Annotated in this window: 17 protein-coding genes and 1 pseudogene; 10 read left to right on the plus strand and 8 right to left on the minus strand. The window is 64.9% G+C overall.

What is annotated here, in order from left to right; all coding sequences use genetic code 11:
• Window positions 1-30: 30 nt before the first annotated feature.
• Both A3M7_RS46195 and A3M7_RS0105820 read right to left on the minus strand, forming a co-directional pair.
• Window positions 31-195: pseudogene (locus tag A3M7_RS46195) on the minus strand (GMP synthase (glutamine-hydrolyzing)); the annotation flags it as partial.
• Window positions 196-203: 8 nt separating this feature from the next.
• The gene (locus A3M7_RS0105820) at window positions 204-1,166 is read right to left on the minus strand and encodes an AraC family transcriptional regulator (protein WP_027543074.1); all 963 of its coding nucleotides are present in this window, start codon (window positions 1,164-1,166) and stop codon (window positions 204-206) included.
• Window positions 1,167-1,379: 213 nt separating this feature from the next.
• Here A3M7_RS0105820 and A3M7_RS0105825 point away from each other — a divergent pair, with 213 nt between their 5' ends.
• Window positions 1,380-2,150, plus strand: coding sequence for an alpha/beta fold hydrolase (locus A3M7_RS0105825; RefSeq protein WP_027543075.1), 771 nt, complete (start codon window positions 1,380-1,382; stop codon window positions 2,148-2,150).
• A 472-nt stretch (window positions 2,151-2,622) separates the two neighbouring features.
• Here the strand turns inward: A3M7_RS0105825 and A3M7_RS0105835 are convergent, their stop codons facing one another.
• From A3M7_RS0105835 to guaA, 4 genes are all read right to left on the minus strand, one after another.
• Complete coding sequence (locus A3M7_RS0105835) at window positions 2,623-5,592, minus strand: DEAD/DEAH box helicase (protein ID WP_245284201.1); 2,970 nt, start codon at window positions 5,590-5,592, stop codon at window positions 2,623-2,625.
• 8 nt (window positions 5,593-5,600) lie between these two features.
• A complete protein-coding gene (locus A3M7_RS50390) occupies window positions 5,601-6,047 on the minus strand; it encodes a hypothetical protein (protein WP_245284202.1) in 447 nt (148 codons plus the stop codon).
• Between the two features lie 79 nt (window positions 6,048-6,126).
• The gene (locus A3M7_RS0105840; RefSeq protein WP_027543077.1) at window positions 6,127-6,906 is read right to left on the minus strand and encodes a Hachiman antiphage defense system protein HamA; all 780 of its coding nucleotides are present in this window, start codon (window positions 6,904-6,906) and stop codon (window positions 6,127-6,129) included.
• Window positions 6,907-7,156: 250 nt separating this feature from the next.
• Entirely contained in the window at window positions 7,157-8,755 is a 1,599-nt protein-coding gene (guaA, locus tag A3M7_RS0105845; protein ID WP_027543078.1) for a glutamine-hydrolyzing GMP synthase, read from the minus strand.
• Between the two features lie 150 nt (window positions 8,756-8,905).
• On the opposite strand from guaA, the gene A3M7_RS0105850 reads away from it, so the two are divergent.
• From A3M7_RS0105850 to A3M7_RS0105860, 3 genes are all read left to right on the plus strand, one after another.
• On the plus strand, window positions 8,906-9,277 hold the full coding sequence (locus A3M7_RS0105850) for a nuclear transport factor 2 family protein (protein WP_027543079.1): 372 nt from the start codon (window positions 8,906-8,908) through the stop codon (window positions 9,275-9,277).
• 332 nt (window positions 9,278-9,609) lie between these two features.
• Window positions 9,610-9,942 (plus strand): DHCW motif cupin fold protein, encoded by a 333-nt coding sequence (locus tag A3M7_RS0105855; RefSeq protein WP_027543080.1) that lies wholly within the window; start codon window positions 9,610-9,612, stop codon window positions 9,940-9,942.
• 267 nt (window positions 9,943-10,209) lie between these two features.
• On the plus strand, window positions 10,210-10,419 hold the full coding sequence (locus A3M7_RS0105860; protein WP_008141931.1) for a cold-shock protein: 210 nt from the start codon (window positions 10,210-10,212) through the stop codon (window positions 10,417-10,419).
• Window positions 10,420-10,636: 217 nt separating this feature from the next.
• On the opposite strand, the gene A3M7_RS0105865 is transcribed toward A3M7_RS0105860, so the two are convergent.
• Both A3M7_RS0105865 and A3M7_RS0105870 read right to left on the minus strand, forming a co-directional pair.
• Window positions 10,637-11,938: an RsmB/NOP family class I SAM-dependent RNA methyltransferase gene (locus A3M7_RS0105865; protein ID WP_027543081.1), complete on the minus strand. Its 1,302-nt coding sequence runs from the start codon at window positions 11,936-11,938 to the stop codon at window positions 10,637-10,639.
• 87 nt (window positions 11,939-12,025) lie between these two features.
• On the minus strand, window positions 12,026-12,448 hold the full coding sequence (locus tag A3M7_RS0105870) for an MAPEG family protein (RefSeq protein ID WP_027543082.1): 423 nt from the start codon (window positions 12,446-12,448) through the stop codon (window positions 12,026-12,028).
• Between the two features lie 156 nt (window positions 12,449-12,604).
• Between A3M7_RS0105870 and A3M7_RS49550 the strand changes: the two genes are divergently transcribed.
• The 6 genes from A3M7_RS49550 to A3M7_RS0105900 all read left to right on the plus strand — a co-directional run bounded on the left by A3M7_RS49550 (window position 12,605) and on the right by A3M7_RS0105900 (window position 17,616).
• Complete coding sequence (locus A3M7_RS49550; RefSeq protein WP_027543083.1) at window positions 12,605-13,219, plus strand: hypothetical protein; 615 nt, start codon at window positions 12,605-12,607, stop codon at window positions 13,217-13,219.
• A gap of 70 nt (window positions 13,220-13,289) precedes the next feature.
• The gene (locus tag A3M7_RS0105880) at window positions 13,290-14,132 is read left to right on the plus strand and encodes a metallophosphoesterase (protein ID WP_027543084.1); all 843 of its coding nucleotides are present in this window, start codon (window positions 13,290-13,292) and stop codon (window positions 14,130-14,132) included.
• A 141-nt stretch (window positions 14,133-14,273) separates the two neighbouring features.
• Window positions 14,274-15,569, plus strand: coding sequence for an amino acid deaminase (locus A3M7_RS0105885; protein WP_027543085.1), 1,296 nt, complete (start codon window positions 14,274-14,276; stop codon window positions 15,567-15,569).
• A gap of 11 nt (window positions 15,570-15,580) precedes the next feature.
• Entirely contained in the window at window positions 15,581-16,240 is a 660-nt protein-coding gene (locus A3M7_RS0105890) for an amino acid ABC transporter permease (protein ID WP_027543086.1), read from the plus strand.
• Between the two features lie 10 nt (window positions 16,241-16,250).
• On the plus strand, window positions 16,251-16,901 hold the full coding sequence (locus A3M7_RS0105895) for an amino acid ABC transporter permease (protein WP_027543087.1): 651 nt from the start codon (window positions 16,251-16,253) through the stop codon (window positions 16,899-16,901).
• On the plus strand, window positions 16,888-17,616 hold the full coding sequence (locus A3M7_RS0105900; protein ID WP_027543088.1) for an amino acid ABC transporter ATP-binding protein: 729 nt from the start codon (window positions 16,888-16,890) through the stop codon (window positions 17,614-17,616). The genes A3M7_RS0105895 and A3M7_RS0105900 overlap by 14 nt, the downstream gene beginning before the upstream one ends.
• Window positions 17,617-17,632: the final 16 nt, after the last annotated feature.

The raw sequence follows: 17,632 nt of genomic DNA on the forward strand, positions 1-17,632 counted from the left end.
GGAGCGACCGGCGACCTCGGACCGACAAAATCACTCCCACTCGATCGTCCCCGGCGGTTTGCTGGTCACGTCGTACACCACCCGGTTCACGCCCTTCACCTCGTTGATGATGCGCGTGGCGGTCTCGCCCAAACACTTCATGTCGAACTGATAGAAGTCCGCGGTCATGCCGTCGGTGGAGGTGACGGCGCGCAAGGGCGAGGTCAATCGGATGCTTTCACTTCCGAACCGTTCGGTTGCGCGTAGCCTCCATCAAGACGCTGAGCGGCCCGGTAGCGACCGGGCGACAGGCCGTGATGTCGGTGGAACAGTTTTGAAAACGCCGCCGCTGTCTCGTAACCGACCCGGCTCGCAATCCGTGCGATGGGCTCGTCGCTGGTTTCTAGCAGGAACGCCGCTTCCGCCATCCGGCGTTCGATCACGTAACGATGCATGGACTGACCTACGAGCCTGGTGAAGCGCGCCGAAAATACCGAGCGGCCGAGCCCCACGCGCTGACCGAGGCCGCTCAGGGTCCAGGGCCGCTCCGGGTTTTCGTGGATCAGCTTGAGCGCTGGTCCGATATGCGGGTCCGATATGGCCCCGAGCCAGCCGCCTTGTCCGGGACTGAGAGACGCGATCCAGCTTCGGAGCGCCTCGACGAAAAGCACTTCCGTCAGTCGTGAAAGCGCGACGCGTTGCCCGGGACGTTCGAACGCGGACTCGCTGACCATGCGGCGCAGGATGGCTTCGAGCCAGCCACCGTCCGCCGTCGGCTTCAGCAGGAGCACGGGCGGAAGCAGTTCGAGCACGTTGCCAAACAGCGGCCGTGACACGGTGAAATTGCCACAGATCATGGTCGAGAGCGGTTTTGCACGGCCGCCGTGACGAACGACGCCAAGACGTGCCGACGATCGATCGAGGTCCACAATCTGCAAAGGCTTGGCCCGGCGATCCGAATAAAACACATGGGGCTCGCCGCGTGTGATGACGACGAAATCGCCCTCGGTCATCTGGATTTCCTGTCCGTGTTCGAGCGCGAGGGTCGCCGAGCCTCGGCTGAGGTAGTGAAACAGCGCGTAGGGGCGCGCCGGCAGCTCCAGATTCCAGGGGTGGCCGAGCTCGAAGTGGAAGAGCAGCGTCCCACCGAGACGAACGCGATCGAGCACCTGGGCGAGGATATCCATGCCGCCCAGGCTAATCCGATGGACGATCGGACACAACATCCGGACGATTGATCCCTATCGTCCGAAAAGTCCACGGACTAGGTCATCCCGCAGCGGGCCGACATCACGTGCGGCAACCATTTCGCCAACGGCGGACGGAAGAACCGCGACCTGGAAACGCCTGTCCATTCCCCCCGGACCTCATTTCGTCCGACATTCCAACAGGAACATTCAATGCGAAATATCCTCCTCTCAGCCGCCACCGTGCTCCTGGCCGGAACGACATTGGTCGGCTCCGCTTATTCCGCCGAACTGCCCAAGGGCGCAGCCCACAACATCGTGCTCGTGCACGGCGCGTTCGTGGACCAGACGAGCTGGCAGCCCGTTGCCGATATTCTCACGAAGAAAGGCTACCGCGTCACGCTCGTGGAAAATCCGCTCACCTCGCTCGCCGCCGACGTCGATGCCACCAAGCAGGCGCTCGCGAAGCAGGACGGCAAGACTGTTCTTGTCGGCCATTCATGGGGCGGCGTGGTGATCACGCAAGCCGGCGATGATCCCAAGGTTTCGGCGCTGGTCTATGTCTCCGCCTTCGCGCCCGAGGTCGGTGAATCCCTGGCGTCGCTCGCCAAAGCCGGCCCGCCGACCGAAGGCGGCAATGCAATCCATCCGGACGCGAAGGGCAATCTGTACATCGACCCCAAGGTGTTTCCGTCGGCCGTCGCGGCCGACCTTCCTCCGGAGATCGCCGTGCACCTGGCCAACTCGCAGCTTCCGTTGAACCACGTTGCGTTCGAGGCCCCGGTCGACATTGCGGCCTGGCACGACAAGCCGACGTTCTACGTCATCAGCACGAAGGACAAGGTGCTCGCGCCCGAGGCCCAGAAATCGTTCGCGGCCAGGATCAAGGCTCAGACGACCGAAGTCGCCGGCAGCCATGCCTCGCTCGTCGTGCACGCGAAGGTGGTCGCCGAGGTCATCGAAAAGGCAGCGCTCGCGAAGTGACGAACCCGCTCCCGGCGCCTTGGCGTCGGGAGCGGCCTACGTCTGCTCGGAGGACGATTGGAAGGTCGCTTCCGAGATTATCCTGCCGGTCCCGCCTGCACCGGCATCAAAGGCGAGCGAAGGAATTTGGCGCTAGCATTGCGCGCCTATCTATGGCTCGCGCCCCACCGACCCACGTGCTATTCGCAGAAAGCGAATATCCCCCACATTGAGTGCACTGTCACCGTAATTCTCGGCTCGTGGTGGGGACTTGCGAGGGTCCCCATCCTCGCCCTGTTGTTCGGCGTCCGGATCGGCATCGAGGAGCAGACGCTGCGCAGGGGTCTCGAGGGCTATGACGACTACGCGCGCCGTGTGCGCCGGTGCCTGATTCCGTTCATCTGGTGAGACGGCGCTGAACGACCGCACATCGTCGTCGACGGACACCCTGCCCCATACACCGAAATATGTAGGCGGCTCGGTTATCTGCGTTCTAGGCCGTCCACAAATCATCGGGGCCGAGATAGCTCACGTCGAGCTGCGCCACATTCTGAGCGACGTTTGCTCGCACGAGACCGCGCCGATTTGGGTTGAGCGGATGCTGCAGCAGTCCGATTGCGTGTCCATCCGGCGCCAGCACCAGCGGTCGCCCATTCCAGTCATGAAGGCTGACTGGCGCGCCTGGGGGCGCGGGCGCGGCGAACCACTGGACGTTTCCAAGATAGTCTCGCCGCGCCCAGGTCCGGTTATCGGATGGCGTGAACTCCTGGACGAACTCAAGCCACATTGCCCGCGTCTCGGCGGTGGGCCAATTTGGTTGGGCCGACCAGGCCGCCAGGCCGGGCGAACGAAGCCAAATGCGTAATTCCGCGCCGGTTGTGAATGTGGCGCCGGTGTCCGCAACGACCTTGATAGCCGCGAGCCGCGAGTTGAAGCCGGCCTGGATCAGGATTGAAGCGGAGCGATTCATCGTCCCCGTCTCGACAGCCGGCACCGCCAGGCCGAGCTCATGGTCCTCCAATCCAAGGTCGAACACGCCGACGACATCGCCATTGGCGGCGGCACGGACGCGCAGCGCCTCCATGGCCCAAGGCAGGCGATAAACCAAGCCGCTCTCGATGAACTGCAACGCATCGGCTTCTTGGCCAGCTACGATCGCGGCAAGCGGCTGCCCAAGCAGCCAGCATCTGAGGAAGTCCTTCCAATTCGCCGGGAATGGATCCGGCTCGAACGGGTAGAAAGCGAACACGCGCTCCGCGATGCCGGTGATCGCAGCGATCGCCGCCTCATGGTCCGACACCATGAGGGCAGCGTTTGCCTGAACGAGGAGGTCGTTGGCCTCCGGCGCGACGGCGTCGAGTGCATGGCCCGCTTCGAGGCCAAGGCCTGCGAGGAAGTACCCGCGTCGAGTTGCGGCTGTGGAATTCGCCCAGATGTAGCGGCTTCGGGTGAGCAGCGTCGCGTGATAGGCAGCACGCGACGCGTCGTCCACGCGGAGCAAGCGACGCTGCCACAGCGAGGATTGAAGGATGTTGTCGAGTGCGGCCTCGATCTGGTCATCCGGCACGTCGGCCTCGCCAATGAGGCTGAGAATGGCGGTATCGAGCGTCGCCATATGGCGCTCCCACTCGTTCAGCGCCCGCTCGCGCTTGTCGGCCTTTTCGCCAGCGACTTCCGGAAAAGTCCATGCCGCCGCGTTGTTGACGACATAGTCGATGAGCTGGTCAAGGTTCCCGCCAAGCCGCGCATGCATACGCTTGAGCAGCGAGACGATAAGCTGGACGAGCCCGCTCTCCATCTCGCGCGCGCCGGGATCCTCGATCAGCCCGACCCATTCGTTGAGCTTCTTATTCTTCGTGTCCTCAAAGATGGGATAGAGGACAAGGCCCTCGACATCGACGTAGGCGCGGCCCGCCCGGCCGATGACGTTCTTGAATTCGGAGACCTTGATCTTCTCGCCGTGGCGATAGAGCGAATGCATAACGACCGCTGTGGCCGACAAGTTGAGGCCCTGAGCCAGGGTCGGCGATGAGATCGTGACCTTGAGCACGCCGTCACGCAGGAGCTGCTCGACTTCCTTGCGATAGGCGGTCGGCAAGGCACCGTGGTGAAGCGCCACGCCAAGCCGCAGGCATTTGAGAATGTCGCTGTGCGGGCCAAGCCACTCCTCGCCGAGCGCGAGAGCGGTCTGCAGCATGGCGGGATCGACCGTAAGCAAGGGCGCGAGCGCGCCGCGCGAGTGCAGGTCGACGATGACCTTGGCAAACGGCTCTACGCTCCGGCGCTCCGGGCAATAGATCAGCACCGTCTGGCCATCGCTGACGAGCCGCCAAGCGACTGCCAGGCTCAGTTCCTGTTGGTTATCGGGGAAGAGCCGCGTGCGAAGCCTCTTCGGCGGAACGAACAGCGGCGGCGCCACGCCAGTGAGAAACCGAGGCACGAAGGGATTTTCCTCACCGACACGAAGATTGAGGCGCGCCGTCGGCGAGTTCCAGGTCACTTCGCCGAAGCGCAGGCGCGTCGGACGCCAGTCGTGTTTGATAGGCCCACCAGGCTGATCGCGGCGCAGCCACGCCGAAAAGTCCTCGAGCTGATCTCCGTCAGGAAGAATCGCCGAGAGGCACACGATGCGGCGTTGATCGGCGTCATGGCGACGCAGGAGGCGCTGAATCTGCACCTCGTATCGAACCTCGCGTTCGCCAGGTCCGATCATATGGCCTTCGTCGAAGACGAGAAGGCCGACGTCATCGAGTAGCGATGGATCGTTCCTCAAGGCGAAATCTAGCTTCTCGGGGGTTGCTACGACGATATCGCGCTCGCGAATGGCGTCCTCATCGAAGCCGGACACGCCGATGCTGCCGTAGAGGGCGGAGACGGTCTTGCCAAGCGGACCGAAGGTGCGCTGGAGCGTGGTTTCCGTTTGAGCAGAGAGGGCGCGAAGCGGCGTTACGAACATGACTCGCCGCCCGCCCGCCAAACACCTCAAAATGGCCAACTCGGCGATCCGGGTCTTGCCCGCGCTGGTCGGCAGCGAGACGACCAGATTGTCGGTCTGATCGACGGCGCGCGATGCCGCCTCGGTCTGCGACGGCCACAGGTCGACCTCGGCCCGCGGGCGGCGAGCGAGCAGAGCGATGAAGAGCTCTCGAAGGTCGGGCCATGAAGCCGCGGCGCCACCAGCTGGGAGCCGCGGGACCTTCTCGTGAAAGGTGTTCGACCACAGATCGGAGAGCAGATGGATGGCGACCCGGTGTACCCACCATTGCGGCAGAAGGTTCAATTCCGCGCAGATGTCGAGGTTCGCTCGAAGCTGCGCAATCGCCCGGTCGAGAAGGGTGCGCTCACCGCGATCTTGGGCGAGCAGGAACACCGCGAAGGCCCCAAAGAAGGTATCGGTCAGCGCGAGATCTAGGCCTTCCAAGAGAAAGTCCTGTCCACCGCGCTCCGGCGCATCGACGGCCACGGGCCCGGCTAGGCGCTGCTGGAAGAGCGCCGCAATGTCGCATCCGATCCTCGGCCGTCAAGGCGGAAGGCATACACTCGTGCCCGCAGCACAGTGATGTCTCGACGCATCAACAGCGCGAGCATTTGTTCGATGGGGGAGAAATTCTCCTCGGCTGCGACGACCGCAAGGAGCGAATAAGCGCGGGCTGACAGATGAGCGAGATGATAGCTCGCGGCTGCAATAACGAAATGGAAGTCGCGATCTGCTTCGGCGCGATTGCCCTTGGCCATAACCGCCTCAAGGGCGGTCGCCGCCTGATCGAATGCGATCCTCGCCTGGTCCCGATCGTCATCGAGTTCAAGAAGGCGCAGCCCCAGCCCAAGCAACCCATACGCATAACTGTGGAGGTCGAAGCTTAGCTGCGGCGAGAAGGCGGGCGCGCCAGGGGGGAGAACACCGTCGCGCCAGATCATCGCGCGTGCCTGGCCCCGCGCGATGAGCCTGCCGCGAAAGCCCGTCGTCGTAGCATCCGCTATTGCGGCTATGATCGCGTCAGGGCTGGTTGGCATCGGCGATGACCTGAGCGTAGACGGCCCCGACGAAAGCGGCATGTCCGTTGACGTGCAGACCGACCCCCCATTGTCCGATCGGACCGGGGTAGGCCTGCAACGCCTGCGTCAGCAGCGCCTGCGGGGAGTTTCCGGAGAAGGTGAAGAGAAGATGTTTGACGCTTTCGGGCAGAATGCCGTGCCGATAGAGCGCTTCGTCGATTGCGTCGACGAGCGGGGCGTCAGTACCGAACTCCATGAGCCGAGCCGAAATGAAGGACAGCGCATGCGAAGACGGGAGGCCGCCATCCTTATCGAGGCCGGTTCGCGCCTCCTCCAGTGTCTGGGCACGTAGGTCGATGCGGCTCTTCGCTTCCGTCTTCAGGAAGCGGAGGCGCTGTGTCGCCGGATCGAGGATCATGCCGATGACGTCGTCGCCGCGCATTGCCATGTTGCGGTGATCCTTCCAACGCAACCGCTTGATGGGCGCGCGATAGCCGCTGTGCGCTTCGATCCACTCTGTCGCGTAGATCTCGCCGAGGTCGCCCGATCGTATCTGCGGCGTTTGCGGGAGAAGGTCGGTGATCATCTTTGCCGCAGCGGACTTACCCAGCCTCGCGAGCGCGCTGGCGATACGTTCCTCGGCGGCATAGTGTGCGGGCACGGCGGCAGCCGTAACTTGTACGCCGGTCGCGGAGTCCGCCGGCCGTCCCGTCATGACTCGAACATGGTGATTGCCTACGGGCGTGTCGGCGTAGTCGCACCAATCATTGAATTGGACCATGCGCCTCCCGAAAACGCGTGACGGTATTTTTTCGGATGCTGGAGTCGGATGCGAAAAGCACCGTCAAAAGTATCGTCAGATTGTTATGCTGCAACTTCGCCAGCGTGTCACACCCCGATAAAATTAAGCAACTTCAATAACTTAAAAAGGCAATTCGGTTAATGATGCACCCTAGACAGCAGTCTACGTTGCTCGCAAATCACTGCATTTCTGCGAAATTCCACGCTACAGCCGCCAATCGCCGCCCCCCCTACTCCCACTCAATCGTCCCAGGCGGCTTGCTGGTCACATCGTACACCACCCGGTTCACGCCCTTCACCTCGTTGATGATGCGCGTGGCGGTCTCGCCTAAGAACTTCATGTCGAACTGGTAGAAGTCCGCGGTCATGCCGTCGGTGGAGGTGACGGCGCGGAGGCCGACCACGAAGTCGTAGGTGCGGCCGTCGCCCATGACGCCGACGGTCTTGACGGGGAGCAGCACCGCGAAGGCCTGCCAGATATCGTCATAGAGGCCGTGCTTGCGGATCTGGTCGATGTAGACGGCATCGGCCTTGCGCAGGATGTCGAGCTTGTCGCTGGTGATGTCGCCGGGGCAGCGGATGGCGAGGCCCGGGCCCGGGAACGGGTGGCGGCCGACGAAGATTTCGGGGAGGCCCAGTTCGCGCCCTAACTTGCGCACCTCGTCCTTGAACAGCTCGCGCAGGGGCTCGACCAGCTTCATGTTCATGCGCTCGGGCAGACCGCCGACATTGTGGTGCGACTTGATCGTCACCGACGGGCCGCCGGTGAAGGAGACGCTCTCGATCACGTCGGGGTAGAGCGTGCCTTGCGCGAGGAAGTCGGCGCCGCCGAGCTTCTTGGCTTCCTGCTCGAACACCTCGATGAAGAGGCGGCCGATGGTCTTGCGCTTCGTCTCGGGGTCGGTGACGCCTTCGAGCTCGCCCAAAAACTGTTTCGAGGCGTCCACGTGCACGAGCGGGATGTTGTAGTGGTGGCGGAACAGGTCGACCACGGTCTTGGCTTCGTCGAGGCGCAGCATGCCGTGATCGACGAACACACACGTCAGCTGGTCGCCGATGGCTTCGTGGATCAGCACGGCCGCGACCGCCGAATCGACGCCGCCGGAGAGGCCGCAGATCACCTTGCCCTTGCCGACCTGGGCGCGGATTTTTGCGATCTCCTCCTCGCGGAAGGCGCGCATGGTCCAGTCGCCGGTGAGGCCCGCGATCTTGCGCACGAAGTTGCGGATCAGCTTGGCGCCGTCGGGCGTGTGCACCACTTCGGGGTGGAACATCAGGCCGTAATATTTGCGCTTCTCGTCCTGGATGATCGCGAAGGGCGCGTTCGGCGAGGTGCCGGCCACCGAGAAGCCCGGCGGCATCTTGGTGATGCGGTCGCCATGGCTCATCCAGACCTGGTTCTTGCCGCCAAGCGACCAGACGTCCTCGAACAGCTTGCTCTGCGCCTTCACCTCGACGTCGGCGCGGCCGAATTCGCGGTGATGGCCGCCCTCGACCTCGCCGCCGAGCTGGGCCGCCATGGTCATCTGGCCGTAGCAGATCCCCATCACGGGAACGCCGGAGGCGAAGATCAGTTGCGGGGCGCGGGGCGAGCCGGCCTCGTGCACCGATTCAGGCCCGCCGGAGAGGATCACCGCCTTCGGCTTCATCTCCAGAAAAGCCTGTTCGGCCTTGTTGAACGGGACGATCTCGCAATAGACGCCGTCCTCGCGCACGCGACGCGCAATCAGCTGCGTCACCTGGCTGCCGAAGTCGACGATGAGAATCTTGTCATGCGCCGAGGCCACTGATGGCGTCGACGCGGAGCGGTCGTTCTGTGCTGCTGTCATGGCAAGCAGATACGCGACGGCGCGACGACCCGCAACCGCGCAGGTTTGCGCGCCCACATTCTTCTTTGGGCATGGACAAACGGATATAGGTAAGTATTATTGACCTAACTTGCCCCACCCTTCAACCAGGGGCCGATCAGGGAGAATGCCATGCCACAGCACCATCAGCCAACATCGCTTGCCGCGCTCGGCCGGACCTGGGTCGAGGCCTGGAACACGCGCGATCTCGAGCGCGTGCTCACGCTCTATGACGAGGCCGCCGTGATGACCTCGGACCGCATCCCCGCGCTGGGGTTCGACGCCAGCGGCACCGTGCGCGGCAAGGATGCGTTGCGGGCGTACTGGGGCAAGGCGCTCGGGTTTGTGCCGGAGCTGCACTTCACGCTGATCGATGTGTTCGTGAGCCCGGACAGCATGGTGGTGTTCTATGCGAACGAACGGGGGAAGAAGATCTGCGAGTATCTGCGGGTGAATGACGCCGGGCTGATCGTCCAGGGGTCGGCGAACCATCTGGTGGGGTGACGCGTATTGAACGGTGCCGCCCCACCCACCGCTGTCATTCCCCGCGAACACCGCTGTCATTCCCCGCGAAGGCGGGGAATCCAGTACGCCGCGGCTTCTCCGTATCTCGGCGCGGCCTCTGGAATACTGGATCGCCCGCCTTCGCGGGCGATGACAGGGAGAGTGAGGAACGATCTCGCCCCAAGCTCAGATTGCCTCCGCGGATGCATTTCTGGATTGCTTCCGCCTTCGCCAAGGCTTCGGCGGACAAGTCGCTATGCTCGCAATGACGGAGACTGCGGCAACGGCCTGCGCTAACACCGGCATTGCCGGCTCTGAGACAGGATCCCCCCATGAAACTCCCCACTTCCCCCTTCACCGTCACCGACTGGAGCAAGGTCGAGCCGACCACGCATGCCGGGGAGACCGGGCAGGCGCTGTGGCGCACGCTCAATATCGGCGATCTCCGGGTGCGGATGGTCGAGTATTCGCCGGGCTATCTCGCCGACCATTGGTGCGACCGCGGCCACGTGCTGTACGTGCTGAAGGGCGAGCTCGACTCAGAGCTGCGCGACGGCCGCAAGTTCAAGCTCACGGCCGGGATGAGCTACCAGGTTTCGGACTTCGGCGACGCCGCGCACCGGTCCTCGACGGCCACCGGGGCGACGCTGTTCATCGTCGATTGAGACGCGCCGGAGTGGTTAATTTGCACCGCAAAATAGAAAATCCGGGCGAGGTACCGGGCGGCGGGTGATGCCTTGAAGTGGCCCAAAATTCTCGCTATATTGTGATCATCGATACTTGGCCGAACGACTGGGCCGCTTCGCCTCGTCTAAGACAGGCGCGCACGCTTCAGATGATTTCTCCAAAACATCGACTCATCAGGGCTATGGGCGCAGCGCTGCGTTCCGGTCCGCGTGCGTATCCTCTCTAACTAACTAAAGGAAATTCCCATGGCTATGGGCACCGTGAAGTGGTTCAACACCCAAAAGGGTTATGGTTTCATCCAGCCGGACGACGGCCAGAAGGACGTGTTCGTGCACATCAGCGCCGTCGAGCGCGCTGGCCTCTCTTCCCTCAACGAGGGTCAGAAGGTCTCGTTCGACATCGTCGCCGACCGCCGCAGCGGCAAGTCGTCGGCTGACAATCTCCGCGTCGGCTAACGCCCGCGCACCGGCGCTTCTGACCACGGACGTACCGGCAGAGCGCTAGAATAAGAAAGCCCCGCGACCGGGATCCGGTCTGCGGGGCTTTTTGTTTTGGCCCCTTCCGTCATTCCGGGGCTCGCGAAGCGAGAACCCGAAATCCATGAGACCGCAGAAGCTGCCGCGCCATGGATTCCGGGCTCGCCCTGCGGGAGCCCCGGAATGACAACGTTGGTCAGGCGGTCTTCTTCAGCACCGAGACGAAGAACCCGTCCGTCCCCGTCAGGCGCGGCGTCATCAGCCAGCCCTCGGGCGTTTGCTGGGCGGCTTCCGCGAAGGCCTCCGCCTTGTCCCAGAGCACGCTCGCGGTCTGCTCCGGCGGCACCACGGCGAACTCGCCATGGCGGCCGATGAACGCCCTCACCTGCTCGCCGTTCTCTTCCGCCAGCACCGAGCAGGTGATGTAGGCGATGCGGCCACCTGGCTTCACCAGCGGTGCGGCGCGCTCCAGCACCTCGGCCTGGTCGCGCAGGCGGATCTCAAGCGCGCCCGGCCGCATCCGCCATTTGGCGTCGGGGTTGCGGCGCCAGGTGCCGGTTCCCGTGCAGGGGGCGTCGATCACGACGAGGTCGGCCGTGGCGCTGATGTCGGCCAGCGGATCGGCCTCGCCCTTGGGCGTGCGGATATCGGCATTGTGGACGCCGGCGCGCGACAGGCGTTCGTGAATGGGCGCAAGCTGCCGCTTGTCGCGGTCGGTGGCGATCAGGCGGCCCTTGCCCTGCATCATGGCGGCCAGCGCCAGCGTCTTGCCGCCGGCGCCGGCGCAAAGATCGATCACCTGCTCGCCGGGTTTTGCCGCGGTGAACTGGGCTGCAAGCTGCGATCCCTCATCCTGCACTTCAACGGCGCCCTTGATGAAATCCTCCTCGGCCTGGATGCCGGGGTTGCGCGCATCGGCCGAAAGCTCGATGCGCAGGCCGGTTGCGGACCACGGCGTCGGTTTCGCATGAAGATGAGCAAGCGCCTTTAGCACTTTGTCGCGGTTGGATTTTAGCGTGTTGACGCGCAGGTCCAGCGGCGCCCGGCTCGCCATCGCGGCCGCTTCCGCGGCGCGGTCCTCGCCGAACACTTTTGCAAGATGCGGATCGAGCCAATCGGGGTAGTCGCCGGCGATCGCGGCCGGTGCGTCCTCGAGGGAGCGATGGCTGAGCGCCGCCTGTTCGGCCTCCGTCAGCGGCGTCGGCGCAAACCGGCTGCCGTCGAACAAGGCGGCCATGGTGGCCGCATCCATGTTGCGCTCGAGGCGGAGCATGCCGATCAGCCGCGCCCGCGCGGTGTCGGCGTCCATCAGGAAGGCGCTCGAGGCATAGCGGCGCAGCACGTCCCAGACGAGGCCGGCAATCGCGGCGCGGTCGCCTGAGCCGGCGAAGCGGTGCGCGGTGCCCCACTCCTTCAGCGCCTTGGCCGCGGGCACGCGGTCCTTCTCGATGGTGTCGATCAGTTCGATGGCTGCGGACAGCCGGGCAGCGGGAGTCATTTCAAAATCTTTCAGGTCAGGATTTCTTGTTTTTGCGCATGATCTTGTCGGAAAACCGGTATCCACTTTTCCGGATCATGCGCGCGCCTAGATCAGCAACAGCATCCTCAGCGCGAAGTAGATCCACATCGCGAGCAGCACCAGCACGCCGGTGAGCCAGATCGTGGAGCGGCGGCCGAAATCGTTCGAGGAGACGAACACGCCGGCATGGGCGAACCGCGTCACCACGAACACCCAGGACATCAGCACGATGAAGAGATCGGCATGGCGCAAGGGGAGCGCCAGGGCGATCAGGGCGTAGAACAGCACCGGCAGCTCGAACTGGTTGCGGTAGCAATTGGCGATTTGCGTGGCGCTCTTGGGCCAGTTCGGTTCGCCCAGCGCAACGTCGCGGATCTTGGTCTCGCCCGAGACCAGCGAGCGGCGCCGCGCCAGCGCCATGCCGATCAGGAGCGCGAAGGTGAGACCGACCTGCACGAAGACAGGCAGCAGGACCATTTGGGCAGACATCGGAACTTTCCCGTAAGGCGGAACACCGCGGACCGTCATTAGCCGCGACTGCTGGCGCTGACAATCAACGAGTTGAACCGGCGTTCCCGCTCTTGCGACCAACCAGCGATTGTTAAAGCAATTTCGGCCCGTTCGGGCCCAAGGCGAGCTAGCGCCATGAACACCCTCTTCAGCCTTTTGACCGAATCCGCTGACGGCCGGCTCGGCATCCTGATGTCGGCGCTATCAGGCATCGCGGCGGCGCTCGCAGTCGCGCTGGCGATGACGGTGTATTTCCGCATGAGCTACCGGACCTGGCGCGACGTCGTCAGGCATGGCCTGGCCACGCTCGCCGCCCTCGTCCTGTTCGGCTTTGCCGCCTACGACATGCGCCACGCCGCGCTCGCCTATCTCGGCCTCAACCCGTCCAAGCCCGCGGTCGAGTTCGAGATCCGCATGCCCAGGGAGACGCTGACGGCCGTGTCCGATTCCCAGATCGAGCTTCACACCGACCGCAACCAGACGCTGGCGCTGGTCGACGGCGTGCGCGACCTCGCCGACGGCCGCGCGCTGCTGCGCGGCGCGGTGGCGCTCAACCACCGCACCGCCGACCGCGTGCTGGTCGTGAGCCTGCCCGGCAAGGGCACGTTCGAATTCCGCCTCCGCCTTCCGGCCGAGCCGCATCGCTCCGAGCAGTTCGGCCCCTGGCATCTCGCCGACCGCATCGCCTCGCCGCTGGCGGGCAGCGTCGCGCCGCAGGACGCCTACACGATCCGCTACCGCGTGCTTTAAACTTTGTTCGATCGCGGACGATGCAGGCGCCGTCATCGTTCCGACGCTTCGCCGGGCTACACCTTGCCCCATGTCCGCATTTCGCCTGACGCAGATTTCCGACACCCATCTCGGCCGGCGCTTCCCCGGCCTGGTCGCCAACTTCCACCGCGTCTGCGAGCACATCGACGCTGACAGACCCGATCTCGTCGTCAACACCGGCGACGTCTCCTTCGACGGGCCGACCAGCCGCGACGATGTCGTGTTCGCCAAAGGCCTGCACGACGCCCTGCCCGTTCCCTGCCGTTACCTCCCCGGCAATCACGACATCGGCGACAATCCGACCGCGATCGGACCGGCGCCGAAGCCGCCGGTCAGCGAGACGCACCGCCGGCAATTTCGCGACGTCATCGGCGACGACCATTGGTCGTTCGAGGCCGCAGGCTGGTGCTTCATCGGCCTCAACTCGCTGGTGATGAATTCCGGGCTCGCGTTCGAGGCCGAGCAGTTCGACTGGCTCACCCAGGAGATCGCGCACGTGAACGGCAGGCCGGTCGCGCTGTTCCTGCACAAGCCGGTGTTCCTCAACCTGCCCGACGATCCCGAGACAGCGGAGACCGCGATCCGCTACGTGCCGCAGCCGGCGCGGGCGCGGCTGATCGAGATGTTTGCGCGCGTCGATCTGCGCCTCATCGCCAGCGGCCACGTGCACCAGCGCCGCGACTTCACGTTCCGTCATACACGCCACGTCTGGGCACCGTCGGTCGGCTTCAAGATCAACGATGCGCGCCAGGACCGGATCGCGATCAAGGAGACCGGCCTCGTCGAGTACCGCTTCCAGGGCGACAGTCTCGAGGTCCGCCACGTCAGGGCCGCGGGCCAGGTCGACATCGACATCGAGGAAGTCCTCCTGCAGATGGGCGGCGAGCACTAGCTCAATTCGCGAGCACAAATCCCTATCCAAATACCTCACTGCCTCGAACTTGTCCCCATATTGGCCAATTTTGACTAATGACAACGTTGTCATTCGAACATATCGTTCCCCCAGCGGTCGAGGGCCGCCGAGGGAGCGACGATGCAGTTCTTGTCCCGGTGGGATAGCCAACGCCTTTCGACGACGATTCGGGGCATTCCCCTGGTCGATGGCCTGGCCACTGAGGACATCGGCGACCAGCGCTGGTCACCTTCGCGCGGCGATCTTGCCCTGCCCGCCCTCACCCTCGACGAGGCCGCCTTCGCGGCCAACCGCGACCTCTTCCTCAAATGGTGCACGAGCGCAGGCGTCGCGGTCGCGCCCCACGCCAAGACCCCGATGTCGCCGGAGCTCGCCCGCTCGCTGCGCGCAGCCGGCGCTTGGGGCACCACGGTCGCCAACATCCAGCAGGCCGCGGTGCTGCTCGCGAGCGGCGAGCGGCGCCTGCTGCTGGCCAACGAGATCGGCGGGCTCGCGGCCGGCCGGCGGCTCGGCGCGCTGCTCGGCGCCTATCCCGACATCGAATTTCACGCCTTCGCGGATTCACCGGCCGCGGTCGCTGCCCTCGCCGAGGCCGCGCGGATCGCGGGGCGCCGCGAATTGTCCGTGCTGGTCGAGCTCGGCGCAGGCCGCGCCGGCGCGCGCGATCGCGCCGCAATCGAGGCGACGATCGCGGCCGTGCTCGCCGCCGACCGGCTCGTGCTCGGCGGCGTTGCGACCTACGAGGGCGCCGCCGCAACATCCGATCCCGACGAGACGATGCGCGCGATCGCGGCACTGATGGAGCGCACCATCGAGACGTTTGCGCTGGTGCGCGCCGCCGCCCCGCAGCGGCCGTTGATCATGAGCGCCGGCGGCTCGGCCTATTTCGACATCGTCGCGCGCGCGCTCGCACCTAGCGCGCAGGCCGACGGCAACGCCGGCGTGATCCTGCGCTCCGGCGCGCTGTTCTTTGCCGATCACGGCATCTACGCCCGCGCCTTCGCGGAAATGGACCGTCGCGGCGGTCTCTTCATCGATGGCACGCGCCACTCTGCGGCGGAGGGTTTCCGCCCTGCACTGACGCTCTGGGCCGAGGTGCTCTCGCGCCCCGAGACGGGCCTCGCGATCGCCGGTTTCGGCATGCGCGACGCCTCCTTCGATCAGGGACTGCCGGTGCCGTTGCGCGTGTTCCGCGACGGCGTCGAGCAGCCGGGGCTCGCCGCTGCGCTGGCGGTAACACGTCTCAACGACCAGCATGCGTTCCTGTCCGTTGCTCCCGAAAGCGCCCTTGCCGTCGGCGACATCATCGCCTTCGGCATTTCGCATCCCTGCACCTGCCTCGACCGCTGGCGCGTGATCCTCGGGCTCGACGCCGACGGCGTCGTCGCGCGTGCCCTCCCCACCCAGTTCGGCTGAGAGCGCATGCGATGAACTTCCTGCCGCTCTGGCGCTATCAGAACCAGCTCATCGACGGGGCCATCGTCACGCTCGAGCTGACGGTGATCGCGGCGCTGGCCGGTCTCGTGATCGGCGTTGCCGGCGCGGTCGCGCTGAACGGCCGCATCACGCCGCTGCGCTGGCTGGTGCGCGGTTACATCGAGCTGTTCCGCAACACGCCGTCGCTGATCCAGATCTTCATCGTCTTCTTCGTGCTGCCGACCTTCGGCCTGAAGCTGCCGGCCTTCGAGGCCGCCGCCGTCGCTCTGTCGCTGTATTTCGGCGCCTATTCGGTCGAGATCATTCGCGCCGGTCTCGACTCCGTGCCGAAGAACCAGATCGAGGCCGGCCAGTGCCTCGGGCTATCCGGCTGGCAGGTGTTCCGTCACATCCTGCTGCCGCCGGCGCTGCGCAACGCCTATCCGGCCGTGACCAGCCAGTTCGTCCTCTTGCTGCTCGGCACCTCGCTCGCCTCGCAGGTCGCCGCCGACGAGCTGTTCCACGTCGCGGGTTTCATCGAGAGCCGCACCTACCGCAGCTTCGAGGTCTATGCGGTGATCTGCGCCGTCTATTTCGCGATGGCGATGTCGTTCAAGGCGCTGTTCGCCATCATCGGTCTGGCGGCCTTCCGCTGGCCGCGACGGCGCTGAGGGGAAAGCGATGCGATCCTTCTCCCTCATCGATTTCGTCTCGCTGTTCGCGGCGCTGCGCTGGACCGTCGCACTCGTCGTGCTCGCGCTCGCCTTCGGCGCGCCGCTGGCACTCGGGCTCGCCATGGGCCGCGTCAGCCGCTTCGCCGGGCTGCGCTGGACGATGGCGGCATGCATCCAGGTGATCCAGAGCGTGCCGCTGCTCGGGCTGTTGTTCTTCTTCTATTTCGGCATGCCGGTGTTTTTGGGAATCCAGGTGCCGGCGCTCGTTGCCGTGACCGTCGCCTACACGCTCTACACCGCCGCCTTCCTCGGCGAGATCTGGCGCGGCGGGCTGGAAGCGGTGAAGCAGGCGCAATGGGAGGCCGGCGCCTGCCTCGGCCTCTCCGCCTGGCAGCAATTCCGCCACATCATCGCGCCGCAGGCGCTGCGGCTGTCGCTGCCGCCGACCGTCGGCTTCCTGGTGCAGCTCATCAAGGGCACCTCGCTCGCCTCGATCCTCGGCTTCGTCGAGCTGGCCCGCGCCGGCCAAGTGGTGAGCGCAGCGACGTTCCAGCCGCTGCTCACCTACGCGCTCGTCGCCGCGATCTATTTCGCGCTGTGCCTGCCGCTCACGCTCTGGTCCCGCTCCTTGGAGGCCCGCCTCGATGGCTCTCGTTGAAATCCGCGACGTGCACAAGACATTCGGCAAGGTCGAGGTGCTCAAGGGCGTCTCGCTCGACGTCGAGGAAGGCGAGATCGTCACGATCATCGGGCGCTCGGGCTCCGGCAAGTCGACGCTGCTCCGCTGCATCAATGCGCTGGAGAGCGTCGATTCCGGCGAGATCCGGGTCGAGGGGCAGAAGGTCCACGCCAGGATGCCCGACCTGAAGAAATTCCGTCAGCGCGTCGGCATCGTGTTCCAGGCCTTCAACCTGTTTCCGCATCTGAAGGTCGAGCGCAATGTCACCCTCGCTCCTCTCCTCACCGGCCGCATCGAGAAGGCGAAAGCCCGCGCACTTGCCGAGGACGTGCTCACCCGCGTCGGCCTTGCCGACAAGATCGACGCCTGGCCCGAGCAGCTCTCCGGCGGCCAGCAGCAGCGCGTCGCGATCGCACGCTGCCTCGCCATGGCGCCTCACCTCATGCTGTTCGACGAGGTGACCTCCGCGCTCGACCCCGAGCTCGTCGGCGAAGTGCTGAAGGTGATGGAGGCGATGGCAGAGCAAGGCATGACCATGATCCTGGTCACGCACGAGATGGGCTTTGCCCGCAACGTCGCCAACCGCATCGTCTTCATGCACCAGGGCCGCGTCTGGGAACAGGGGCCACCTGCAAAACTGTTCGCCAAACCTGAAACCCCCGAGCTCGCCAGCTTCATCGCCTCATCGAAATGATCATCCAGCCATCCGC

The organism is Bradyrhizobium sp. WSM2254, from assembly GCF_000472645.1.
Classification (GTDB): domain Bacteria; phylum Pseudomonadota; class Alphaproteobacteria; order Rhizobiales; family Xanthobacteraceae; genus Bradyrhizobium; species Bradyrhizobium niftali.